15 protein-coding genes and 1 tRNA gene are annotated in these 24,628 nt (G+C 46.3%); 6 read left to right on the top strand and 10 right to left on the bottom strand.

Annotated elements, in window-relative coordinates:
• Positions 1-137 precede the first annotated feature (137 nt).
• The gene (locus GC130_RS12165; protein ID WP_151998591.1) at positions 138-914 is read right to left on the bottom strand and encodes an NUDIX domain-containing protein; all 777 of its coding nucleotides are present in this window, start codon (positions 912-914) and stop codon (positions 138-140) included.
• 146 nt (positions 915-1,060) lie between these two features.
• Between GC130_RS12165 and GC130_RS12160 the strand changes: the two genes are divergently transcribed.
• From GC130_RS12160 to GC130_RS12150, 3 genes are all read left to right on the top strand, one after another.
• Positions 1,061-4,447, top strand: a complete 3,387-nt coding sequence (locus tag GC130_RS12160) for a ThuA domain-containing protein (protein ID WP_151998580.1) — start codon at positions 1,061-1,063, stop codon at positions 4,445-4,447.
• A 17-nt stretch (positions 4,448-4,464) separates the two neighbouring features.
• On the top strand, positions 4,465-5,310 hold the full coding sequence (locus tag GC130_RS12155; protein ID WP_151998579.1) for a ThuA domain-containing protein: 846 nt from the start codon (positions 4,465-4,467) through the stop codon (positions 5,308-5,310).
• Between the two features lie 662 nt (positions 5,311-5,972).
• Positions 5,973-13,427, top strand: a complete 7,455-nt coding sequence (locus tag GC130_RS12150; RefSeq protein WP_151998578.1) for a T9SS type A sorting domain-containing protein — start codon at positions 5,973-5,975, stop codon at positions 13,425-13,427.
• Here the strand turns inward: GC130_RS12150 and GC130_RS29245 are convergent.
• Complete coding sequence (locus GC130_RS29245; protein WP_151998590.1) at positions 13,411-13,698, bottom strand: helix-turn-helix transcriptional regulator; 288 nt, start codon at positions 13,696-13,698, stop codon at positions 13,411-13,413. The two genes, GC130_RS12150 and GC130_RS29245, sit on opposite strands and share 17 nt — an antisense overlap.
• Positions 13,699-13,881: 183 nt before the next feature.
• Positions 13,882-13,953: transfer RNA gene (locus GC130_RS12140), tRNA-Glu, on the bottom strand.
• Between the two features lie 220 nt (positions 13,954-14,173).
• On the opposite strand from GC130_RS12140, the gene gap reads away from it, so the two are divergent.
• The gene (gene gap / locus GC130_RS12135; RefSeq protein WP_151998577.1) at positions 14,174-15,181 is read left to right on the top strand and encodes a type I glyceraldehyde-3-phosphate dehydrogenase; all 1,008 of its coding nucleotides are present in this window, start codon (positions 14,174-14,176) and stop codon (positions 15,179-15,181) included.
• A gap of 60 nt (positions 15,182-15,241) precedes the next feature.
• On the opposite strand, the gene pncA is transcribed toward gap, so the two are convergent.
• The 6 genes from pncA to GC130_RS12105 all read right to left on the bottom strand — a co-directional run bounded on the left by pncA (position 15,242) and on the right by GC130_RS12105 (position 20,276).
• Positions 15,242-15,847 carry a bifunctional nicotinamidase/pyrazinamidase gene (gene pncA / locus GC130_RS12130; protein WP_151998576.1) on the bottom strand — a complete coding sequence of 202 codons (606 nt, stop codon included), beginning with the start codon at positions 15,845-15,847 and terminating at the stop codon, positions 15,242-15,244.
• Positions 15,840-17,318 (bottom strand): nicotinate phosphoribosyltransferase, encoded by a 1,479-nt coding sequence (locus GC130_RS12125; protein ID WP_151998575.1) that lies wholly within the window; start codon positions 17,316-17,318, stop codon positions 15,840-15,842. The genes pncA and GC130_RS12125 overlap by 8 nt, the downstream gene beginning before the upstream one ends.
• 57 nt (positions 17,319-17,375) lie before the next feature.
• The gene (locus tag GC130_RS12120; RefSeq protein ID WP_151998574.1) at positions 17,376-18,119 is read right to left on the bottom strand and encodes a YebC/PmpR family DNA-binding transcriptional regulator; all 744 of its coding nucleotides are present in this window, start codon (positions 18,117-18,119) and stop codon (positions 17,376-17,378) included.
• Positions 18,120-18,178: 59 nt separating this feature from the next.
• Entirely contained in the window at positions 18,179-18,589 is a 411-nt protein-coding gene (locus GC130_RS12115; protein WP_151998573.1) for a four helix bundle protein, read from the bottom strand.
• Between the two features lie 134 nt (positions 18,590-18,723).
• Positions 18,724-19,614 (bottom strand): DMT family transporter, encoded by an 891-nt coding sequence (locus GC130_RS12110; RefSeq protein WP_226940451.1) that lies wholly within the window; start codon positions 19,612-19,614, stop codon positions 18,724-18,726.
• The gene (locus GC130_RS12105; protein WP_151998572.1) at positions 19,611-20,276 is read right to left on the bottom strand and encodes an ABC transporter ATP-binding protein; all 666 of its coding nucleotides are present in this window, start codon (positions 20,274-20,276) and stop codon (positions 19,611-19,613) included. The genes GC130_RS12110 and GC130_RS12105 overlap by 4 nt, the downstream gene beginning before the upstream one ends.
• A gap of 136 nt (positions 20,277-20,412) precedes the next feature.
• Between GC130_RS12105 and sucC the strand changes: the two genes are divergently transcribed.
• Positions 20,413-21,624, top strand: a complete 1,212-nt coding sequence (sucC, locus tag GC130_RS12100) for an ADP-forming succinate--CoA ligase subunit beta (RefSeq protein WP_151998571.1) — start codon at positions 20,413-20,415, stop codon at positions 21,622-21,624.
• 70 nt (positions 21,625-21,694) lie between these two features.
• Here the strand turns inward: sucC and GC130_RS12095 are convergent, their stop codons facing one another.
• Complete coding sequence (locus GC130_RS12095) at positions 21,695-22,066, bottom strand: hypothetical protein (protein ID WP_151998570.1); 372 nt, start codon at positions 22,064-22,066, stop codon at positions 21,695-21,697.
• Positions 22,067-22,195: 129 nt separating this feature from the next.
• On the opposite strand from GC130_RS12095, the gene GC130_RS12090 reads away from it, so the two are divergent.
• Positions 22,196-24,628: an aminotransferase class I/II-fold pyridoxal phosphate-dependent enzyme gene (locus tag GC130_RS12090; protein WP_151998569.1), complete on the top strand. Its 2,433-nt coding sequence runs from the start codon at positions 22,196-22,198 to the stop codon at positions 24,626-24,628.

Raw genomic sequence — 24,628 nt, 5'->3', positions numbered from 1 at the left:
TCCAAGTCATTACACCTTCTTCCAAAAGTCCTGTCAAGAAAACAATCCTTATAAAGGACGAACAAAAACAATTAGCACAGCTTTTCGACTTTCCCTAATTTGGGTGTCCCAGTGCGGAACTCAGGAGTTTTTCTTGCCTACACCAGCACCACTCCCTCTTCCAGCGCTTTTTCATACACCTCGTCGTTGAAGGTGTAGAAGGTGGGTGAGCGATGAGCTCCGATCTTCAGCTTTTCATCGGTCTTTTTGATCAGACCAATAGAAATCAACTTATTGGGGAAATTGGAAGCATTGAGGGTTTTTCCAGACATCACCTCGTAAAAAAGCCTGATCTCCTTTAGCGTAAATTTCTGCGGCAAAAGGTTTTTTCCAATAGGGAAATGATACAAGTGTATCCGCATATTAAAAAGCGCCTCCCGCACAATCTCATTGTGGTCGAAGGCCAAACGAGGAAGCTCATCAATAGAAAACCACTGGCTTTCGCTGGAAAATATATCGGCTTTGGGCTGAGCATGCACGATGTCGGTAATGGCATAAAACCCAATAGTTACGGCCTGCCCAGCCAGCCAGCTATCTCCATTTACCCTGACGCCCGTCATTTCATAAAGTTTCTCAGGGTCGAAACCGTCCAGCCTGTTTCTATCTGGATCTCCGAACGCCTTGAACTGCTTCAGAAAAAGGTTTTCGATGCCTGTTCTTTCTGCCGTTACCCTGGCAGCCGCCTCATCCAGATTTTCCGTATGCTTCACATAGCCTCCCGGCAGGCTCCATTGAGACAACAGTTTGTTTTTAAGCAGCAGCACCTGGAGCTTGCCTTCGTGGTAACCAAAAATTGTGCAATCAACTGAGACGTTAGCCCGGTAGTCCTGGTACCCCTTCTCTAAAAAATGTCTTATTTCCTGCAAACCGTTCATAGTTTTCAACAGAGCAAAATTTATTTATTAAAATTTAATAAATGTTAATAATAAAGCAGTTACCTTTATTTATTAAACTTTAACAAATGTAACAAAAAAGCTAACCTGGCCTCCATTCCTGTTAGTTTAAATTATTAGCTTTCATTATGAAAAAACGCTACATCATCCTGCTGACATTGGCCGTGCTTGTCGCCGCCGCTTACTTTTACTTTACCCGGGACACACGTGACATCAAAGTGCTGGTTTTCTCCAAAACGGCGGAGTTTCGCCACGAGTCCATACCTGCGGCAAAAACAGCCATACTTGAGCTGGCAAAACAGCATGGCTTTTCCGTTGACACCACTGAGAACAGTGATGACTTCAACGAAGCCAACCTTCAGAATTACAACGTAATCGTGTTTCTGCACACCACTGGCGATGTGCTCAACGACGCCCAGCAGCTGGAGATGAACCGCTGGATCCAGGCAGGTGGCGGATTTGTGGGCGTCCATGCTGCCGCCGACACAGAATATGACTGGCCCTGGTACGGCGAACTGGTGGGTGCTTATTTCAACGGCCACCCCTCCGATCCGAATGTAAGAGATGCCACGGTGCGGGTGGTGGACAAAACCCATCTTTCTACACAACACCTACCCGAAAGCTGGCCCCGCACCGACGAGTGGTACAACTATAAAGAGATCAAGTCTGACATCAACGTATTGCTCAATCTCGATGAGCTGTCTTATGAAGGTGGCACGAACGGTGAAAATCATCCCATCACCTGGTACCGTGATTTTGACGGAGGCAGGTCGTGGTACACAGGCCTGGGACACACGAATGAAGCATGGAAAGATCAGGACTTCCTGACAATGCTTTGGGGCGGCATCCAATATGCTGCGGGGCCCGGAACACCCGTTGACTATAACAATTCGAGGGTTGCTCCGGAAGAGAACCGGTTCCAGAAAAATGTACTTGCTTTCAACCTGAATGAGCCAATGGAACTTGATATTTTCCCCAATGAAGACATCCTTTTTATAGAAAGGAAAGGGGCTATTAAGCTCTTCAAGAAAGGGGCGGACAGTGTGAAGCTTGTCACCACTTTTCCGGTACACAGTGAACTGGAAGATGGCCTGTTGGGATTTGCCATTGATCCTGACTACGCCAGCAACCACTGGATCTACCTGTTCTACTCTCCGGTTGGTGACGAACCGAAGCAGCACCTTTCCCGCTTCACTTTTGAAGGTGACTCTTTGCACTATGGGTCCGAAAAGGTGCTACTGACCGTGCCCACGCAGCGGCAGGAATGTTGCCACTCGGCCGGCTCTGTAGAGTTTGGCCCGGACAGGTTGCTTTATGTGTCGCTGGGAGACAACACCAGCCCTCGTGCCACCGGGTATGGCCCAATTGACGAAGGCGAAGGCCGGTCACCATGGGACGCACAGAAATCGTCGGCCAATACCAACGACCTGCGTGGAAAAATACTCCGCATCAAGCCTGAAGGCGACGGTACCTACTCAATTCCTGATGGCAATCTTTTCACTGACCCCGCAAAAGGAAGGCCAGAGATTTACGTAATGGGATTACGGAACCCGTTCAGAATATCAATTGACCCTAAAAACGGCTACCTCTACTGGGGTGACGTGGGGCCCGATGCCGCCAAAGACAGCGCTGGCTTTGGCTCCCGGGGTTATGACGAGCTCAATCAGGCCAAAAAGGCAGGTAACTTTGGGTGGCCTTATTTTATAGGCAACAACTTCCCCTATAATCACTACGACTACACCAACAACAAGACCGGCCCGCTGTTTGACCCAAAAAAGCCCGTCAACACCTCCCCCAACAATACCGGAGCAAAGGATTTACCACCGGCTACCCCTCCATTGTACTACTATCCCTATGCTGAATCCACCGAGTACCCGTTGGTGGGTGAAGGCGGCAGAAATGCCATGGCTGGCCCTGTCTTTTACAAAGACCACTACCCCGAATCAGACCAGCGGCTGCCTGAGTACTACGACAAAAAGCTTTTCACCTACGACTGGATGCGTGGCTGGGTAATGGCGGTAACACTGGATGACAATGGAGACTTTGTGAGAATGGAGCGCTTTCTGCCCAATATGTTGTTCAACAACATGGTCGACCTGGTGATTAGTCCCACGGGTGATTTCTATGCCCTTGAATACGGCACCAACTGGTTCACGCAAAATATGGATGCAAGGTTGATCCACATCACTTACTCATCAGGCAACAGGGTGCCGCTTGCGGTCATTGAAGCGGATAAAATGATAGGGAAAACACCTTTTGCCGTTCAATTCAGTGGAGAGGCCTCTAAAGACTTCGATGGAGATGCACTTTCCTACGCCTGGGCCTTTGGTGATGGTGGTTCATCAACGGAGAAAAACCCTGTGTACGAGTATAAAACGCCCGGTGAGTACAAGGTGAGCCTGACGGTAACGGATCCGTCTGGCGAAGTATCTACTGCTGAAGCTGCCGTTTTGGCTGGCAACGATCTGCCCGAGATAAAACTTACCTTTAAAGGAAATCAGTCATTTTACTGGAGCAATTCAACCTTTGACTATGAAGTGACCGTGCAAGATGCTGAAGACGGTGCCATCAACCAGGGCATCGACCCCTCGGCTGTTACCTTCACCGCCGATTACCTCGCCAGGGGCTACGATGTAACCGAAATCATGCAGGGGCATCAGGCCAACATGGAAGCATCAGCATTCCTCGTAGGTAAAGCGCTGATGGAAACCTCCGACTGCAAGGCATGCCATTCTCTTACCGAAAAATCGGTCGGCCCTACCTTCACAGCCATTGCAGATAAGTATGCAGGCAACGAAGGTGCGGTGAAAGCCCTGGCCGAAAAAGTCATCAAAGGTGGCTCCGGCGTATGGGGTGACCTGATGATGTCGCCTCACCCACAGCTGAGCACCGCCGACACGGAGAAAATGATTGCTTATATCCTTTCACTGAACAAAAACTCCGCTAAAGGCGCCGGCCTTCCCTACAAAGGAAGCTATGCGCTCAACAAACACAAAGCCGGAGAAACGGAAGGCAGCTACATCTTCACCGCCTCTTACACCGACAAAGGCGCCAATGGCATGAAGCCGCTAACCGCCACCAAAGTACTATCGCTCTCCTATCCGATTATCGGCGGAGACAAGTTCAGCCGTAAAAAGAATGTGATGACTTTCAACGTAACGGCAGGCATGATGCCCGGGATTGAGAAAGACATGACCATGACTTTGCCCAGCGACGATGGTGTGCTCCAATATGATAACATCGACCTGACAGGAATCGGCAAGCTGAAGCTAAACTTAGTGGTGGCCCCCACCTATTTCTCAGGCGGCTCAATGAATGTATTGATTGACAGCGTTGATGGCCAAAAGATAGGCTCAGGCACCTTCGAGACAGGCCTGACTGATCTTGGCTTTAAGGAAATGGTCGTAGATATTGCCCCGGTCGACGGCCCGCATACGCTTGTTTTCACGTTCAAATGCGCTGATGCCTCGAAGATATTTGCGGGCCTGGCCTCCATTGAATTTATTAAGAGATAAAAATTAACTGCATACCCATGAAAAAAATTCTGAAAATAGCTCTTTGGTCTGTGCTAGGTATCGTTGTGGTGCTAATCGGGCTGATGGCAGGCTTCATGTACAAAGTGAAGAATGGCTTTCCAGTATCATATGAAACAGAAGCCCCGAACCTCACCATTCCGGCAGGTCAAACCAGTGTGCTGCTCTTCTCCAAAGCTACTGGCTTCAGACACGGAGAATCGATAGAGGCTGGTAAAAAGGTGTTTGCTCAATTGGCCATTAAGAACAACTGGTTTCTTTACGACACAGAGGATGGCGGCGTCTTTAACCCTGACCAGCTAGCGCAGTTTGATGCGGTTATCTTCAACAATTCCACAGGCCGTGTGCTGAACGATGAACAGCAGCAAAATCTGGAAGACTACGTCACTAATGGCGGCAGCCTGATAGGTATCCACGGTGCCGGCGACAATTCCCATCACTGGGACTGGTATACTAATAACCTGATGGGAGCTACTTTCTCCCACCATCCGCTGAATCCCCAGTTGCAGGAAACAACGGTGATGCTTGAGGCAGGTGCCGACAGTGTACTTGCCGCCGGTCTGGCGCCCCAGTTTACCCATATCGATGAATGGTATGTGTTTTTCGAGAACCCACGCAAAAAAGGATTCAATATTCTTTATACAATTGACGGAGATAAAATCCTTCCCAGCGGCAACATGCTGTGGATGACCGACAAAGACTTTGGTATGGGGAAAGACCATCCGGTAGCCTGGTGGCTTGCCAGTGGCAGGGGTCGTACCTTCTACACCTCCATGGGCCACAACAGCACGGCCTGGCAGCAGCCAGCTTTTGTGAAGATGCTGGAGAATGCGGTTGAGAGATGACATTGTGAACCCATTGCGGCGCAAGCTGCCACAAACGAAAAAAGCCGCTAAAAAGCGGCTTTTTTGCAGCCCGTAAAGACAATTTAAATAGCTCATTATCAATTCTTTATCGAAATTTTATAAAACAACCAGTAAAACTTCCTGCGCTATCTTTAGTTACACACTTTCTATCAAAATGAGTTTACTAAGCAGACCCTAGCTACTTTCTAAACTCGTTTTTTGTTGCTTATCTATTACATTTTTATTGCAATAAACTGTCCCGTGTAAACAAAAATCTGTTCTACAATTGAGGCTTATAATTAATCTATCTCCCTTTTTTGATTTGGTTCCTCACCCACCTATAAAGTGAAGTCAATTTTCACTCATAAACAAAGTCAACAAATCCCCTTTTTTCAGAATTAGTGTAGAAAGCTACATGAGCGAAAAAAAATGTAAAAGTTGGGTCTTACCTATCTCGACGAGGTCTCAATCTGCTCATCAAAAGACCTAAGGTTTATAAAGTCAAAAATTTCAATACTTGTGGTGAGCAAAGTAACCATGAGTGTTAGACAATGGAGATGGAATTGGTGGAAAATACTAATTTTTGAGTACTTAGTCTTGTTTTTTTAAGATTTCCGTATTTTAAAAGTTAAACTGCAATTGATTAATAAATAAACATTAGAATGAAAGTCTACTGTCTGCTTCTTACACTGCTAACTTTTACCATCGTCCGTCAAAGTAATGCTCAAGAGAGCCTTGTTCTTGAAGATTTCAACATATCGACTAATGGAAATGTAAAAGCAATAACGATAGACGAGGCAAATAACATCGTTTACCTGGGAGGGGATTTCACCAAAGTAGGTAAGATAGGTAAATTCGGAGCTGCACTCGATCCCGTCAGTGGCTTACTACCTACAAATTATCCGTTGCCAAATGGCAATGTTTACACTGCCATATCAGATGGTGCAGGCGGCTATTTTATTGGTGGAAGTTTTGACAAGGTCGGTAATTTGGATAGAAGAAATGTGGCACACATTAATTCGGCTGGTGAGGTAACCAACTGGGCGGAAAACTTAAACCTGGATGGCCATGTCAACGCACTGGTACTGGACAACGATATAGTGTATGTAGGAGGTGCTTTTCTTTCTTTTAATCCTGTGTTCAACACCAGTGGCGCGGCTTTAAATATAAATGATGCCGAACCTAGTAGAAATTTCCCAGCCGTTAATGGGACAATAAATACTGTGATCGAAGATGGAAGTGGCGGTTGGTTTATTGGTGGAAACTTTACAAAAGTGGGAGGTCAGTCCAGAGGGGGATTGGCACAAATCAATAGTACAGGAGAGCTAACCAGTTTTTTTGAAAACGAAACTAGCAATGGATATATCAACGCCATACAGCGAAACAACGACATATTGTACATTGGAGGTAGTTTTTCGCAGCTGACAGATAATACAACGCTTACAGATACTCAAGGAGCTTTAATAGACGTGAATGGAATTCCTGTATCAAATTCTCCTGCAGTCAATGGTCCAATTAACGTTGTGGTCGAAGATGGAAATGGTGGCTGGTTTATTAGCGGAAATTTCACAAAAGTAGGAACTCAGTTTCGAGATGGTTTGGCACAAATCAACCATGCGGGAGAATTAACCACTTTTTTCAAAGACAAGAGTAGCAATGGCCCGATCAGCGCAATGCAGCGTGAGAACAATACTTTGTACCTTGGAGGAGATTTCACACGGTTCACAGATAATACAACACTTACCGGTAGTCGAGGAGCCTTAATAGACGTCAATGGAAATCCTATTCCCAACTCCCCGGCAGTCAATGGATTGATTAATACCGTGGTTGAAGACGGAAATGGCGGATGGTTTATAGGTGGTGATTTTACGGAAGTGGGGGGTGAACCTCGAGAAGCATTGGCGCAAATCACTAATACTGGAGCAGTCACAGACTGGAATCCATCGGTCAGTGGTACTGTGACCTCACTGGCGATCTCGGGAAGTACGGTGTATGCAGGAGGGTATTTTGAAAGCATCGGTGGCCAATCTCGCAATAATATTGCTGCAATAGATGCAAGTACAGGACAAGCCACAGCCTGGAACCCCTCGGCCAACAATGGGGTACATTCACTATCGGTCTCGGAAACTATAGTATATGCTGGAGGGAGTTTCACTAGCATAGGCGGTCAATCACGCAGTAATATTGCTGCAATAGATGCAAGTACTGGACAAGCCACTTCCTGGAATCCATCGGCCAGTGGCAGTGTACATTCAATAGCGATCTCGGGAAACACGGTGTATGCAGGAGGTTATTTTGAAAGCATCGGAGGGCAATCTCGCAATAATATTGCTGCAATAGATGCAAGTACAGGACAAGCCACAACCTGGAACCCCTCAGCAAATAATTCGGTAAGCTCACTGGCAATCTCCGGAACGATAGTATATGTAGGCGGAAGTTTCACCAGTATTGGAGGCCAATCTCGCAATTATATTGCTGCGTTGGATCCTGACACAGGAGAAGCCACAACCTGGAACCCCTCAGCCAATAATTCAGTGAATTCACTGGTGGCGTCGGGTAGCACAGTGTATGCAGGAGGGACTTTCACCAGCATTGGAGGCCAGTCCCGTAGTCATATTGCTTCTTTTGATGCCTATACAGGGCTAGTCACGGCCTGGGACCCCTCGGCAAATCGTTATGTAAGTTCACTGGCGATCTCGGGAGGCACAGTATATGCAGGAGGGAATTTCACCAGCATAGGAGGCCAATCGCTCAATTATATTGCTGCTTTTGATACGAGTACAGGGCAAGCCACAGACTGGGACCCTTCAGCTAGTTATCAGGTAAGTTCACTGGCGATCTCGGAAAACACTGTATATGTAGGGGGGCAATTCTCTAGCATTGGAGGCAAGTCCCGCAGAAATATTGCCGCAATAGATGCCAGTACCGGACAAGCCACTTCCTGGAATCCATCGGCCAGTGGGACTGTATATTCATTGGCAATCTCGGAGAGTACGGTGTATGCAGGAGGTTATTTTGAAAGCATTGGAGGCCAATCTCGTATTTTTATTGCTGCTTTGGATGCCAGGACAGGGCAAGCCACTGACTGGAACCCGTCAGCCAATAATTTAGTAAATTCGCTGGCGATCTCTGGAAGCACAGTGTATGCAGGAGGTCTATTCACAAGTATCGGTGGTCAACCACGCAGATATATAGCTGCTATAGATGCGAGTACAGGACAAGCCACTGACTGGAACCCCTCACCTAATAATACGATAAGTTCACTGGCGATCTCGGGAGCTACGTTATATGCGGGAGGGGGTTTCACCAGTATTGGAGGCCAATCGCACAGTGGTATTGCTGCTTTGGATGCCAGCACAGGACAAGCCACTGATTGGGATCCCTCGGCCAATGGTTCTGTAAATTCACTAGCGATCTCGGGTAATAAGGTGTATGCAGGAGGGAATTTCACCAGTATAGGAGGCCAATCCCGTAGTAATATAGCAGCATTGGATGTCAGTACCGGACAAGTAAGTGCCTGGGACCCTTCAGCCACTAGTGCTGTACGTTCACTGGCAATCTCAGGAACTACAGTATATGTAGGAGGTATTTTCAATCGCATCGGTGGTCAACCCCGTAGTTTTATTGCTGCCTTGGATGCCGATACAGGACAAGCCACGGCATGGAATCCATCGGCGAATGGCGTTGTTAATTCACTGGTGGTCTCGGGTAGCACAGTGTATGCGGGAGGAGATTTCACCAGCATAGGTAGCCAATCTCGCAATTATGTCGCTGCCTTGGATACAAGTACAGGGCAGGCCACTACCTGGAATCCTTCAGCTAATAATTATGTGAATTCACTGACTATCTCGGGAAGTACAGTGTACGCTGGAGGAGATTTCACCAGCATTGGAGGGCAATCACGCAGTCATATTGCTGCGTTGGATGTTAGTACGGGACAAGCTACAAATTGGAACCCTTCAGCTAACAATTCGGTGAATTCACTGACAATCTCAGGAAGCATGGTATATGCTGGTGGGAATTTCACCGGCATTGGAGGCCAATCACGCAGTTATATAGCTGCTTTGGATGCAAGTACTGGGCAAGCCTCAGCCTGGGATCCCTCGGCAAATAGTCAGGTAGCTTCGATGGCGATCTCAGGAAGTATGATATATGCAGGAGGGTATTTCACAATCATTGGAGGTCAATCTCGCAGCCATATTGCAGCCTTGGATGCAAGTACAGGACAAGCCACTGCCTGGAACCCTTCAGCTAATCATTTTGTGAATTCGTTGGCGACCTCGGAAGGTACGGTATATGCGGGAGGGTATTTCACACATATTGGAAACCAATCTCGCAGTTATATAGCTGCTTTGGATGCAAGCACAGGACAAGCCACAGACTGGGATCCCTCGGCTAATAGTGCTGTAAATTCTCTAGCAATCTCGGGAAGTACGGTATATGTTGGCGGGAATTTCACCAGCATAGGAGGCCAATCACGCAGTCGTATTGCTGCATTAGACATCGGTACAGGGCAAGCCACAGCCTGGGATCCTTCGGCATCGGTAGGTAGTCATGTAAATTCGCTAGCAATCTCAGGAAATACTGTATATGCCGGAGGTAGTTTTAATGACATCGGAGGCCATTCTCGAAGCTATGTTGCTGCTTTAGATGCCAGTACTGGACAAGCTACCGACTGGGATCCCTCGGCCAATAGTGCTGTAACTTCATTAGCAATCTCGGGAAGTACCGTATATGTGGCAGGTGGCTTCACTGGTATCGGAGGAAAATCTCGCAGTCGTATCGCTGCTTTGGATGCCAGTTCAGGACAAGCCACCGACTGGAACCCCTCGGCAGATGATTTTGTGAATTCACTGGCGATCTCGGGAAGTACGATATATGCAGGAGGCACTTTCAATAGCATAGGAGGGGAATCACGTAGTTATCTAGCTGCCTGGGATGCAAGTGCAGGACAAATCACCGTCTGGGATCCTTCGGCTAATAATACAGTAAGCTCACTGACTGTCTCGGGTACCACGGTATATGCAGGAGGGGATTTCACCAGTATTGGAGGCCAATCTCGCAATTATATTGCTGCGTTGGATCCTAACACAGGAGAAGCCACCCCCTGGAACCCCTCAGCCAATAATTCAGTGAATTCACTGGTGGCGTCGGGTAGCACAGTGTATGCAGGAGGGACTTTCACCAGCATTGGAGGTCAGTCTCGCAGTCGTATTGCTGGTCTGGATGCCAGTTCGGGACAAGCTACCGCCTGGGATCCCTCTGCCAATAACACAGTAAATTCACTAGCGATATCAGGAAGTACGATATATGCAGGAGGGCTTTTTACAAGCATCGGAGGTCAATCTCGCAGTCGTATTGCAGCTTTGGACGCCGTTACAGGACAAGCAACGGCATGGAACCCTTCGGCATCGGCAGGTAGCCAGGTAACTTCACTGGCAATCTCGGGAAGTACGGTATATGCAGGAGGCAGTTTCACCAGTATTGGAGGCCAATCCCGTAGTCGTATTGCTGCGTTGGATGCCGGGACAGGGGAAGCCAAAGTATGGAATCCTTCAGCTGATAATCAGGTGAATTCACTGGCTATCTCTGGAGCAATAATATACGCAGGAGGTAGTTTCACTAATATTGGAGGCCAATCTCGTAGTTATATTGCGGCTTTAAATGCCAACACAGGACTAGTCGCTGACTGGGATCCCTCAGCGAGTAGTACTGTAAATTCACTCGCTATCTCAGGTAGTACAGTGTATGCAGGAGGTTCTTTCACCAGTATCGGAGGGCAACCACGCAATTATGTCGCGGCATTGGATACGTTTCAGGATGTTGTTGATCCAACAATTACGTCAGCTACTTCTGTGAGCGTAGCTGAAAACAGTGTAGGGACAATCTACTCGGCGACTGCTAGTGAATCGGTAACCTTCAGCTTAGGTGTCAGCAAAGATGAGAGCCTGTTTACCTTAGTCGCTGGTGCAATTAGCTTTACCAGCGCTCCAGACTTTGAAATGCCTCTGGATGGTAATGCAGACAATGTCTATCTCATTGATTTGATTGCCACCGATGCTGGGGGCAACACTACTACCTTTGAAGTAGCCCTCACAGTTACAAATTTGCTCCCAACAATCACCTCAACTACAGCGGCAAGCGTTGCTGAGAACTCCACCGGAACGGCCTACACTGCCGCAGCAGATGAGTCAGTAACCTTCAGCTTAGGTGTCAGCAAAGATGAGAGCCTGTTTACCTTAGTCGCTGGTGCAATTAGTTTCTCCAGCGCTCCAGACATTGAAAGCCCTCTGGATGGCAATGCAGATAATGTCTATCTCATTGATTTGATTGCCACCGATGCTGGGGGCAACACTACTACCCTTGAAGTGGCCATCACCGTGACAGATTTAGACGAGATAGCCCCAACAATCACATCAGCCACTACTGCCAGCGTAGCTGAAAACAGTGTAGGCACAGTCTACACAGCGACTGCTAATGAATCGGTAACATTCAGCTTAGGTGTCAGCAAAGATGAGAGCCTGTTTACCTTAGCCGCTGGTGCAATTAGCTTTACCAGCGCTCCAGACTTTGAAAGCCCTCTGGATGGTAATACCGACAATGTCTATCTCATTGATTTGATTGCCACCGATGCTGGTGGCAACGCTACTACCCTTGAAGTGGCCATCACCGTGACAGATTTAGACGAGATAGCCCCAACAATCACATCAGCCACTACTGCCAGCGTAGCTGAAAACAGTGTAGGCACAGTCTACACAGCGACTGCTAATGAATCGGTAACATTCAGCTTAGGTGTCAGCAAAGATGAGAGCCTGTTTACCTTAGCCGCTGGTGCAATTAGCTTTACCAGCGCTCCAGACTTTGAAAGCCCTCTGGATGGTAATACCGACAATGTCTATCTCATTGATTTGATTGCCACCGATGCTGGTGGCAACGCTACTACCCTTGAAGTGGCCATCACCGTGACAGATTTAGACGAGATAGCCCCAACAATCACATCAGCCACTACTGCCAGCGTAGCTGAAAACAGTGTAGGCACAGTCTACACAGCGACTGCTAATGAATCGGTAACATTCAGCTTAGGTGTCAGCAAAGATGAGAGCCTGTTTACCTTAGCCGCTGGTGCAATTAGTTTCTCCAGCGCTCCAGACTTTGAAAGCCCTCTGGATGGTAATGCAGACAATGTCTATCTCATTGATTTGATTGCCACCGATGCTGGGGGCAACACTACTACCCTTGAAGTGGCCATCACCGTGACAGATCAGGATGAGATAGCCCCAACAATCACATCAGCCACTACTGCCAGCGTAGTTGAGAACAGTGTAGGCACAGTCTACACAGCGACTGCTAATGAATCGGTAACATTCAGCTTAGGTGTCAGCAAAGATGAGAGCCTGTTTACCTTAGCCGCTGGTGCAATTAGCTTTACCAGCGCTCCAGACTTTGAAAGCCCTCTGGATGGCAATGCAGACAATGTCTATCTCATTGATTTAATTGCGACTGATGCTGCAGGCAACGCTACTACCCTTGAAGTGGCCATCACCGTGACAGATTTAGACGAGATAGCCCCAACAATCACATCAGCCACTACTGCCAGCGTAGCTGAAAACAGTGTAGGCACAGTCTACACAGCGACAGCGGATGAGTCCGTAACATTCAGCTTAGGTGTCAGCAAAGATGAGAGCCTGTTTACCTTAGTCGCTGGTGCAATTAGTTTCTCCAGCGCTCCAGACTTTGAAAGCCCTCTGGATGGTAATGCAGACAATGTCTATCTCATTGATTTGATTGCCACCGATGCTGCAGGCAACGCTACTACCCTTGAAGTGGCCATCACCGTTACAGATTTAGATGAGGATATCACCGGACTCCGAAAAGTTGGAAATGCGATCTCAATTTATCCGAACCCGGTGAGGAATCAATTTAGTTTAGAAGGGGTAGAACTTGACAGCAACAGCAGAATACGATTATTGACGTTGGATGGAAGACTTGCCAAAGAATTTCATTTTAGAAAAGATCATATCTATGATGTAAAAGACTTAAATGCCGGCACGTATATCATTGTACTTCAGGGCGATAGTATACATCAAACACTCGGAAAAATCATAAAGGAAAATTAAGACAGAGATAAATAAGTGATGCGTCTGAGAAAAAAGCGAGCCTTTGATGGCGGGCATAAGCGTTTGAATCCATTGCCAGCTTTATACATAACAACAGATTCGATATATCGACAACAAAACACTCCGACCCCACTTCAAGAACTTCAGCAAGTTTAAATATGGCGGTCGCTGTTGGCAGGTTATGCCCATTTTCAAAACGATGAATAAGCGTTGGATGTGATCCGTCCTCAAATGCAAGCTTCTCTTGAGAAAGCTGCCTCTCCTCTTTGATCCACTTTTTACGTCAAAATTATACTCTTTCTCTATACTCCCCAGGTTTTCCGCTTGATCCATTTTCCGCTTGATCCGAATTAATCCCCCAGAAATATTGCTTGATCCCAGATTTTCCGCTTGATCCCGTAGAGCAAACATAAGTTCTTATTAACGAAAAAAGCCGCTTCGCAGCGGCTTTTTGTAGTCCGTAGGGGAATCGAACCCCTGTTACCAGGATGAAAACCTGGCGTCCTAACCCCTAGACGAACGGACCATTTTGGGGACAATCCTGAACGAGTTTTGCATTATTTGCTACCCCTTTCCTGAATTGTGGTGCAAAGATATATGGCCTCATTTTAATTGCAAAGCATTGCGGAAAAATTTTCTAAAAATGATTGAAAAACTACTGAACCTTAACGGCTAACTTCTTTGTTTTTAGTGGGTACGGGTGTTAGATTTGCACTCTCTCGTAATAACCATAAACTTTTTTGAAAATGACAAAAGTAAAAGTAGGTATCAATGGTTTCGGTCGTATAGGTCGCCTGGTGTTCAGGGCGGCTATCAACAACCCCTCGATCGAAATCGTAGGAATCAATGACCTGATCGAACCAGATTATATGGCATATATGCTCAAGTACGACTCTACTCATGGCCTGTTCAAGGGTGAGGTGTCTGTAAAGGGCGGCAACCTGGTGGTAAATGGTCAAACGATCCGGGTAACTGCAGAAAGGGATCCTGCCAATTTGAAATGGAATGAAGTAAGCGCTGAGTATGTAGTTGAATCTACTGGCCTCTTCCTTACCAAAGAAACTGCTGAGAAGCACATTGCTGCAGGTGCCAAGAAGGTGGTAATGTCCGCACCTTCTAAAGATGATACCCCTATGTTTGTTATGGGTGTAAATCACACTGAATACAAGAGCAACATCAATATCGTTTCAAACGCTTCATGTACTACCAACTGTCTGGCTCCACTTGCTAAGGTGCTTCACGACAAGTTCGGTATCGTTGAAGGTTTGATGACCACAGTACATGCCACCACTGCTACACAGAAAACTGTCGACGGTCCTTCTATGAAAGACTGGAGAGGCGGACGTGGCGCTGGTCAAAACATCATCCCATCATCTACCGGCGCTGCTAAAGCTGTAGGAAAAGTTATTCCTTCACTAAACGGTAAATTGACTGGTATGTCGTTCCGTGTTCCTACTCCTGACGTATCTGTAGTTGACCTTACTTGCCGTCTTGAGAAGGCTGCTTCTTATGAAGACATCAAGAAAGCCATGAAAGATGCTGCCGATGGACCTATGAAAGGCATTATGGGCTACACTGAAGATGCGGTAGTAAGCACCGACTTCGTTGGTGACGCTCGTTCATCTATCTTCGATGCTGACGCAGGCATCATGCTGAACGCTAACTTCGTGAAAGTGGTATCCTGGTACGACAACGAGTGGGGCTATAGCAACCGTGTAGTTGACTTGCTGCTTCATATGGCTTCAGTTAAGTAATCAGTGAATAGTAAATGGTAATCAGTAAAAAGTGACTGATTACCATTTACTGATTACTTCTTACCTCCTCACCTCCACCCCTGCCCTCTCCATTTCCTTCAGGGCCTCTTCAAAGTCGCCACGTTGTAAATTGACGGCCCGTGTGCCCGCCACAGTCAACACGACCTCAAAGCCAAATTCCTTCGCATCCAAAGCGGTGAACTTCACGCAGTAATCGGCAGCCAGCCCCACCACAGTAACTTTCTCCACACCTTCTGATTTTAAGTATTCGCCAAGTCCTGTCGACTTCCTCTTCCCGTTGTCGAACAAGCCGCTATAGCTATCAATTGTGGAGTCGGTGCCTTTTCGAAATACTTTCCTAAATCTTGTCGTATTCAAATTTGAAGCAAACTCAGCGCCTTTCGACCCCTGCACACAATGCACCGGCCACATGATCTGAGGCAGTCCATGCAAGTCAATTATCTCGCCCGGCTTCTTCCCTTCGTGGTTAGCCGCAAAGCTACCGTGGTTGGCCGGGTGCCAGTCTTGTGTAACAACGACGAGGTCGAACTGTTCCATCAACTCATTGACAAAAGGAATGATCTCATCACCCTGGTTAACTGCCAGCGCACCACCAGGAAGAAAGTCGTTTTGTATGTCTACAACGATCAGGGCTTCTTTATTCATTGCTAGTCACTTTTCGAAGTTTTAGAATCAGTTCTGTTTTGGCCTTATGAAGGCTTTCCTCCAAGCCTACGGGGTAAACATGTGGATTCACAAAGCGTTTTACACTTCTATCGAGCATGCCAAGTTGCTCAGTGTGCCGCTTCTTGATATCCTTGATGTCAGGAAGGTCATATATACAACGGCCACTTTTAAAAACCGGCACCAGCAAGTCTTCACTGTTTAACTTCTCAGCATTCAGTGTTTTTCTCTTTGTAGCATCCATCGGATCAATGATGAGGCTCTTCTTTTTTAGCTCTGTATTTACATCAAAAATCATGTCACCTACATACTGCTTGCCGTCATTGAACCTTTTGACCTGCTGGATGCCTGGGTTGTTCATTTTCACCGTCTGCTCCGAAAGCTTCAGCTTATACTGCCACATGCCATGGTTCTCAATAGCTGACAGTTTGTACACTGCCCCCAGCGCAGGCTGGTCATAAGCTGTCACCAGCTTGGTGCCGATGCCCCATACGTCAATTTTCGCTTCCTGCAGCTTCAAACTCTGAATGAGGTTTTCATCCAGGTCGTTGCTGGCCACAACTTTCACATTCTTCAGGCGGGCTTCGTCAAGCATCTCTCTGGCCATTTGCGAGAAATAGGCCAGGTCACCGCTGTCTATCCGAATACCCATCAACTGCTGCCCTTTGGCCTGCATCGTCTTTCCGACAGCGATGGCCTGACGGATGCCTTCCTCCGTGTCGTAGGTGTCGACCAGCAGCACCGTGTTGTTAGGCATGGCTTCGGCATAAGTTTCAAAAGCCTCCTTCTCACTATCGAACGACATCACCCAGCTATGGGCATGGGTGCCACTTACCGGAATTCCGAAGAGCTTGCCCGCCATCACGTTGCTGGTGGAAGTGCAGCCGCCGATAAAAGCGGAGCGACTAGCGGCCAGCGCTCCGTCAATACCTTGCGCCCTCCTCAAACCAAACTCCATGACCGGATCACCGCCGGCAGCCTGGTAGATGCGGGATGCTTTGGTAGCCACCAGCGTTTGAAAATTAATAAGGTTCAAGAGCGGCGTTTCTATGAGTTGGCATTGAAGAATCGAACCTGTCACCCGCACCATAGGTTCGTGAGGGAAAACGATGGTTCCTTCGGGCACCGCTTCGATATCACAGGTAAACTTCAGGTTGGCCAGATACTCGAGAAATGCAGGCTCAAACAGCGGTTGCCCGTCGTTACCTGTTTTTTCAGCCAGGTAGTTGAGATCCTGTTTTGAAAAATGGAAGTTGTTAAGATAGTCGACGACATATTCCAAACCGCAGGCGACTGTATAGCCTCCGCCGAAAGGGTTGTTTCTAAAGAATAGGTTAAAAACGGCTTTCTGATCTGCCTTGCCCGACTTCCAGTAGCCATAGGCCATGGTGAGTTGGTAAAGGTCGGTAAGCAGCGCCATAGAAGCACTGTATAAGTCTTTGGTAATCTTCATAAATAAAAAAGGATTGATTTAGTATCAATCCCTATCCGAAAGTAACATTAAAAGAGGTCAAATCAATTCCATTTGACTCTCTGTAATTTCGAGATTATGGAATACCTTCTGCACATCGTCATCATCTTCCAATGCGTCGATGAGCTTCATCACTTTCACAAACTCTTCATCCCCCAAGCTTAGGCGGTTGGCTGGCACTCTCTGTAGCTCTGCATTCTCCACCTGCACATTCATCTCATCAAGCTTCTTCTGCATTTTACCGAAATCTTCGAATGCACAAGTCACCGTCACATACTCCTCTTCCACCTCCAGGTCTTCCGCTCCTCCATCGATCACTTCTAGGGTAAACTCATCCTCGTCAAAGCCTTCCGGTTTCACTACTTGAAAGCTCCCCTTTCTTTCGAACAGAAACTCAAGCGAGCCATTAGTACCCAAACTTCCGCCATGCTTTGTAAAAGCGTGTCTTACATTTTGTACTGTGCGGTTCTGGTTGTCTGTGGTGCACTCCACGTATATAGCAATGCCGTGCGGGCCGTATCCCTCGTAGGTCAGCTCCTGATAGCTGTCAGCATCGTCGCCTGAGGCTTTTTTTATCGCCCTATCGATGTTATCCTTGGGCATATTAGCCCCTTTAGCGTTCTGAATAGCAATCTTCAGCCTGGTATTCGCCTCCTGGTTAGGGCCACCTTCTTTGATAGCGACAGTGATTTCCCTGTTCAGTTTGGTAAATATCTTTCCCCGTTTGGCGTCCAGCGCACCTTTCTTCCGCTTGATGGTTGACCACTTACTATGTCCTGACATTGATAGTTATCGGTATTTAGTGTTCAGTAATTTAGTGAGTTGTGATCAGTGATTGGTATTCAGTGATCGGTTTCGTTTTGACTGCCACCGCAAAACATTTTTGATTTTGCTGTCATGGAGTAGATCATCTTTCCTATGTAATTGCGTTGTTCAATCCGAGTATTCCTCTCATCCACAGATATATACAAGCAGTTCAGAGCAACTTCTATCCAATGTTGGGTTTCAAGTTGCTCGGCATCAGCATCTGTAAGTTTACTAACAAAATGCTTTTCATACCGTCTCTTTCCCCAGGCTTCAGCTATCTGTGCTCCGACGGATCTCGAAGATCTTCTAATTTGATCAGTAAGCGAATAAATTTCTTCTTTTGGAAACCTCTTAGTAATAGCAAAAATATCATCAGAGAGTTTAATTGAAATCTTGTAAACATCCAAATCCCGGAAGCTTCTAACATACCATTTATTACTTTCCATTTAGCAAAACTAAAAAAATCACCAATACTAAAGCCACCTATTTGCCTTCCGATAATTTCATCAAGCCATCGATCTTCATCACTCCTCACTGATTACCGATTACTACTTACAGATCACTGATTACTATTTACAGGTCACTGACTGCTCTTCACTATTGATCTCCTCCTCTTCAACACCTCTCCTTTCTTCTTCCACCAAATATTGCTGACCACCCCCATCACAACACAAGCCATGCCGATGTAGGTCAACAGATTAAAGGTTTCGCCAAAAAGGAAGCCAAATCCAAGCCCATAAACAATGCCGAGATAGCTGAGACTTGAGATGATTGAAAGTTCCTCCTGCTGGTAAGCTTTCGTCATAAAATACTGTGCAAACTGGGTAAACAGTCCCACCATGATGAGCCAGAACCATTCCCACCCCACAGGCTGCTCCCAAATGAAAATGGAATAAACACCTGCGATGGGGATAGTGACCAAAGGAAAATATAGAATGATCACCAGTGGATGCTCACTGGTTTTTAGTTTGCGAATAACGTTGTATGCCACGCCAGAACCGAGCGACGACGCCAGACCTATCAGCAAGTGAATAGGCTCTACCCTGATATCGAAACCAGTAACCATCAGCACGCCAAGCATTGACAAGGCAAAAAACACCCACTGCATGGAGAACACTTTTTCCTTGACGAAATAAATACCCAGAATGGTGGTAAACACGGGAGCAAGGTAAAGCAGCGTGTAGGTGGTGGCGAGCGGTATCTGCTGAATCAAAAGGAAATAGAGCAGCAACGAAAAAGAACCACACACCCCTCTTAAAATAAGCATGGGTTTGTTATTACCCCAGGGGGAAATACCTGCAGCTTTAATGCCTATAAATGAAATGATGAACGATATGACTGATCGAAAAAGGATGATTTCGACGGACGGAATTTGCGGAACCATTTTCACGCAAACCTTCATCATTGCAAAGAGAAGTGTGGCAAGCAGCATATACTTTACCCCTGCCGGCACGCTCTTCCATCTCCTCATTTTTCCGCATCAGTAAGCACCATGCCGTCCTGAATTTCCAATGTCCGGTCGGCCATAGCGGCAAATTCTTCGTTGTGGGTAACAATGACAAAGGTGTGGCCCAGCTCCTCTCTAATCTTAAAAAACAGGTTGTGGAGCTCATTAGCATTCTTAGAATCGAGGTTACCACTGGGCTCATCACCAAAAACAATGGAGGGGTTATTAATCAGCGCCCTGGCAATGGCTGTTCTCTGTTGCTCGCCTCCGGAAAGGGCTGAAGGCTTATGGTCGAGCCTGGCACCCAGGCCCAAAAGCTGCAACAACTCCTTTGCTCTCTTTGCTACCTCGTCATCATTTCTGCCGCCTATGTAACCGGGTATGCACACATTCTCCAGCGCCGTAAACTCAGGCAACAAGTTGTGAAACTGGAAGACAAAGCCAATCTCTTTGTTACGAAAAGATGCCAGTTGGGTAGAACTCAACTTAAAAACATCTTTACCCGACAGTTCTATCGTGCCTTCGTCTGGATTGTCCAAACTACCAAGTATATGCAAAAGAGTGCTTTTACCGGCTCCGCTTGCTCCCACTATGGAAACTACTTCTCCTTTGGCTATTTCAAGGTCTATGCCTTTCAACACTTCAAGGTTGCCGTATTTTTTCTTTATTCCTGTCGCTTTTAGCATCTAAAAAATTGTTGCCCTGCAAATATAGAAAGATTGCCTTTCCCTCAAGGCTTTATAACTACCGATCTCTTCATCATTAAACTTTAGCTTGTAATTGCACCCCCTATGGCTTAGATTCGCACAAAAAAATTAGAGGATGAACATTCACGAATATCAAGCCAAAGGAATTCTGAAAAGCTACGGAGTTACCATCCAGGAAGGTATCGTTGCTGATACGCCTGAAAGGGCTTTGGAAGCTGCAAGAACCCTCAATGCAGACACAGGCACAAGCTGGTATGTTGTAAAAGCACAAATCCATGCCGGCGGACGTGGTAAGGGCAAAGTAAGGGAAACCGATTCCAATGGAGTGGTGCTTGCCAAGAGCCTGAATGAAGTGGCACCAAAGGCTGAAAAAATATTGGGAGGTACGCTGGTAACACACCAAACTGGGCCCGAAGGAAAAAAGGTGAATAAAGTGCTCATTGCTCAGGACGTTTACTATCCTGGCGAATCGGAGCCGAAAGAATATTACATGAGTATTTTGCTCGACAGGGCAAAGGCCAGCAATGTTATCATGGCATCTACTGAGGGTGGTATGGACATCGAAGAAGTGGCTGCGCATACACCTGAGAAAATAATTAAAGAGTGGATAGACCCATCTGTTGGTTTGCAGCCCTTCCAGGCACGCAAAGTGGCTTTCAAATTGGGGCTGGAAGGCAACGCACTAAAGGAAATGGTGAAATTTATCCATTCTCTTTACAATGCATTCATTGGAAGTGACTCCACCATGTTTGAGATCAACCCTGTGTTGAAAACTTCTGATAACAAAATTCTGGCTGTTGATGCCAAAGTGAACCTTGACGACAACGCCTTGTTCCGTCACAAAGACCTAGCTGAGCTTCGTGATATTTCGGAGGAAGATCCTTTGGAAGTAGAGGCCGGCGTAGCAGGTCTTAACTATGTGAAGCTCGACGGAAACGTGGGTTGCATGGTAAATGGTGCGGGACTGGCCATGGCTACTATGGACATCATCAAGCTTTCTGGTGGCGAACCTGCCAACTTCCTTGACGTAGGGGGTGGAGCCAACGCAAAAACTGTTGAAGCCGGCTTCAGGATCATCCTAAAAGACCCTAACGTGAAGGCTATCCTTATCAACATTTTCGGGGGTATCGTACGCTGCGACAGAGTAGCTACAGGTGTGGTAGAAGCCTACAAAAACATAGGAGAGATCAAAGTACCAATCATTGTTCGTCTTCAAGGCACCAACGCTGAAGAAGGAGCGAAAATAATTGCTGAGTCAGGACTGAAAGTGTTCCCAGCCATCGTGCTAAAAGATGCCGCCACCAAAGTGAAGGAAGTGCTGGCCTAAGTTAAAAGAAGAAATATCATATAGTGGGAGCCCCTCTTTCTTGAGACGGGCTCCTTTTTTTTGCACCAGCCTACTTGAATTTTTTAATGTACTCGAGTGCTTCTTCAATCGAGCTGAACATTTTTGTCGGCACATCAGGCTTACTAACCTTCAGATAAAAGTTAGCCATAAACTCGTATGCCGGTGAGTCAACCACAAGGGCCACGGCGTCCACCAGAGAAGATCCCTCTTTCGCAAGAAAGTCTCTGGCAACCTTATCTACATCTTTTAGCCCCCGTATATCACACAAAACGGGGTATGATTTGCCCTTCTGAATAGTTTTTCTATCTTCAACCACCTTCTTGGCTGCATCCAGATTTAACTCAGTATTGGGTTTGTAGATAAAATGCAGAATCCCATCTTTCAAAAAAAAGCTAGCAAACTCATTTTCTATCTTGTCCATTGATCAATCGCAAACTACTAATAGTCAAATTCTTGAGGAAAAATACATAATTTCTGCACCTCTCTTCTTATTAAAATGCAAATATTACAATTAGCTGGTGTAATTTAGCTGGCAATCTAACTAACCCGAATGGCAAAAGTAAAACATAATAACTTAATTGATACACTTAATACCATAGCAGAGGACGCAAAATCCAGAGGCGTCATACAATTGCACACCGAAGATGAAAGTTTTACAGGTAGAACTATCAAAATAAATGGCAACGATCTTTTCCACTTCGGCACCACAGGATACCTCGGACTTGAGCAAGATCAACGGTTAAAAGATGCGGCCATCGACGCCATTCAAAAATTCGGTACGCAATTTCCCCTATCCAAAAGTTATGTTTCCCATTCGCTGTACCAGGAACTAGAAGAAAAGTTAAATCTCATGTTTAAAGTTCCCGTGCTTGTTATGAAAAATAGCACGCTTGGCCACATGGGAGTAATTCCATCGATTGTACGAGATGAGGATGCTGTAATTTTAGATCACTATGTCCATTGGAGTGTGCAGAATGCATCCCTGCTGCTAAAAAACAGAGGAGTGACAGTAGATATGATCAGGCATAATAATATGAATATGCTTGAGGAAAAAATTAAAGTACTAAGCCCTGGCCGGGAAAAAATATGGTACTGTGCTGATGGTGTTTATTCCATGTTTGGCGACACCGCACCAATTGAGCATCTAAAGACCCTCTGTGCGAAGTATCCACAGCTATACCTATATTTCGACGACGTGCATGGCATGAGCTGGGTAGGTGAGAACGGAACCGGTTATGTGCTTAACCAATACAAAGAACTGCCAGAGAATGTATTCCTTTTCAGCACACTCAGCAAGTCGTTTGGCGCAAGCGGAGGCATACTGGTTTCTTCCAACCTGCCCTACTTCAATAAGGTAAAAAACTTTGGAGGACCGCTCACTTTTTCTGCTCAGCTCGAACCGGCATCTGTTGCAGCTGCCATTGCCTCTGCCAAGATTCACCTCAGCCCTGAGATCGTTGAGATGCAAGCAGAATTGCGTGGCAAAATAGACTATTGCAATGATTTGCTGGCGCAGACGAATCTACCGCTGGTAGATAGAAATGACTGCCCGGTTTTCTATATCGGAGCAGGCGCACCTGCCGTGGGCTATAATTTTGTCAACAAAATGTATGATGCCGGTTTCTATGGCAACATGGGAATTTTTCCTGCTGTACCGGTAAAGAAAACTGGCATTAGGTTTACAATCTCCCGGCATAACCATCGTGAGGACATTGAGCAGTTGGTGTCTGCGTTGAACGAAAACTTTCCGAAGACATTGGAGGAAGAGCGTTATTCGATGAACAGCATACGAAAGATTTTTGACCTTCCGCTCATTGAAAAAGAAAACAAAGTCGTAGCCAGGAAAACAGAGACACTGACATTAGAAACCTATGGCTCTGCTAGGGAAATTGACGCCAAAACCTGGGACAAGTACTTTGGAGGAGAGGGCGTTTTCAATCATGCCGGGCTTCAGTTTCTTGAGAAGACCTTTACTGATAATGCAGAGAAGGAAAATAACTGGCAGTTCTTTTATCTGCTCGTTCGGGATGAAAATAAAAAAGTGATAGCCGCTACCTTTTTCACTTTGGCTCTTTGGAAAGAAGACATGTTGGCTCCGGCTTCAATTTCCAAGGAATTTGAAGAGAAAAGGAAAACAGAGCCCGACTTCATGGTCTCTACTGCGCTAATTATGGGATCGCTGTTTACTGAAGGTCCTCACCTCTTTCTTGATAAAGAGGACGAGCGGTGGCGAAATGCGATGAATCTTATTATCGAAAAAGTGGAAGAGCTGGATGAGGCCCTGAAGCCTTCTTCTATTGTACTGAGAGACTTTGACGAAAGTGACACGCAAATTGAAGAGTATGTTTTGAAGAAAGGATTTTTTAAAACTACCCTACCTGAGTCATGCTCTTTGGAAGATCTGTCATGGGCAAACACAGAAGAATATATTTCAACGCTTTCCAGCAAATCCAGGAAGCATTTCAGACAAGACGTGGCTCCCTACGAAGACTACTTTGACATCGAAGTAAAGCAAAAGCTTGTGCCAGAAGAGGTTTCCCAGTTTATGAAACTGTACCAAAACGTCTGGAACAAGAACTTAGATGTCAATACGTTTCCGTTTAACAAAGGCGTTTTCGAACAGATGTCGGAGAATCCCAACTGGGAGTTTATCGTATTGAGGCTTAAAAAAGAAAAACAGGGACAAAATGAAACCGACAACCCCATTGCGGTCATGTTCTGTTTCAACAACAATAACATAACCTACGTGCCTGCATTCATCGGCATGGACTACGACTATGTGCAGAAGTATCAGACCTACAGGCAAATGCTGTATCAGACAATTGTAAGAGCGCAGTCGTTGGGCTTTAAGAAAATAAACTTTGGTTACTCCTCATCTTTTGAGAAAAAGAAACTCGGCGCCACCATTTATCCCAGGGTTGCTTTTATTCAAGCCAAAGACAACTACTCTATCGAAATGATGGGGATTATTCAAAAAAAATAA

This window comes from Imperialibacter sp. EC-SDR9 (genome assembly GCF_902498805.1).
Classification (GTDB): domain Bacteria; phylum Bacteroidota; class Bacteroidia; order Cytophagales; family Cyclobacteriaceae; genus Imperialibacter.
The sequence above is the reverse complement of the archived record's forward strand: the minus strand, read 5'-3'. Positions and strand labels throughout refer to the sequence as shown.

Coding starts and splice junctions, on each gene's coding strand:
- GC130_RS12165 (WP_151998591.1), bottom strand. CDS start 914: ATGAACGGTTTGCAGGAAATAAGACATTTTTTAGAGAAGGGGTACCAG.
- GC130_RS12160 (WP_151998580.1), top strand. CDS start 1,061: ATGAAAAAACGCTACATCATCCTGCTGACATTGGCCGTGCTTGTCGCC.
- GC130_RS12155 (WP_151998579.1), top strand. CDS start 4,465: ATGAAAAAAATTCTGAAAATAGCTCTTTGGTCTGTGCTAGGTATCGTT.
- GC130_RS12150 (WP_151998578.1), top strand. CDS start 5,973: ATGAAAGTCTACTGTCTGCTTCTTACACTGCTAACTTTTACCATCGTC.
- gap (WP_151998577.1), top strand. CDS start 14,174: ATGACAAAAGTAAAAGTAGGTATCAATGGTTTCGGTCGTATAGGTCGC.
- pncA (WP_151998576.1), bottom strand. CDS start 15,847: ATGAATAAAGAAGCCCTGATCGTTGTAGACATACAAAACGACTTTCTT.
- GC130_RS12125 (WP_151998575.1), bottom strand. CDS start 17,318: ATGAAGATTACCAAAGACTTATACAGTGCTTCTATGGCGCTGCTTACC.
- GC130_RS12120 (WP_151998574.1), bottom strand. CDS start 18,119: ATGTCAGGACATAGTAAGTGGTCAACCATCAAGCGGAAGAAAGGTGCG.
- GC130_RS12115 (WP_151998573.1), bottom strand. CDS start 18,589: ATGGAAAGTAATAAATGGTATGTTAGAAGCTTCCGGGATTTGGATGTT.
- GC130_RS12110 (WP_226940451.1), bottom strand. CDS start 19,614: ATGAGGAGATGGAAGAGCGTGCCGGCAGGGGTAAAGTATATGCTGCTT.
- GC130_RS12105 (WP_151998572.1), bottom strand. CDS start 20,276: ATGCTAAAAGCGACAGGAATAAAGAAAAAATACGGCAACCTTGAAGTG.
- sucC (WP_151998571.1), top strand. CDS start 20,413: ATGAACATTCACGAATATCAAGCCAAAGGAATTCTGAAAAGCTACGGA.
- GC130_RS12095 (WP_151998570.1), bottom strand. CDS start 22,066: ATGGACAAGATAGAAAATGAGTTTGCTAGCTTTTTTTTGAAAGATGGG.
- GC130_RS12090 (WP_151998569.1), top strand. CDS start 22,196: ATGGCAAAAGTAAAACATAATAACTTAATTGATACACTTAATACCATA.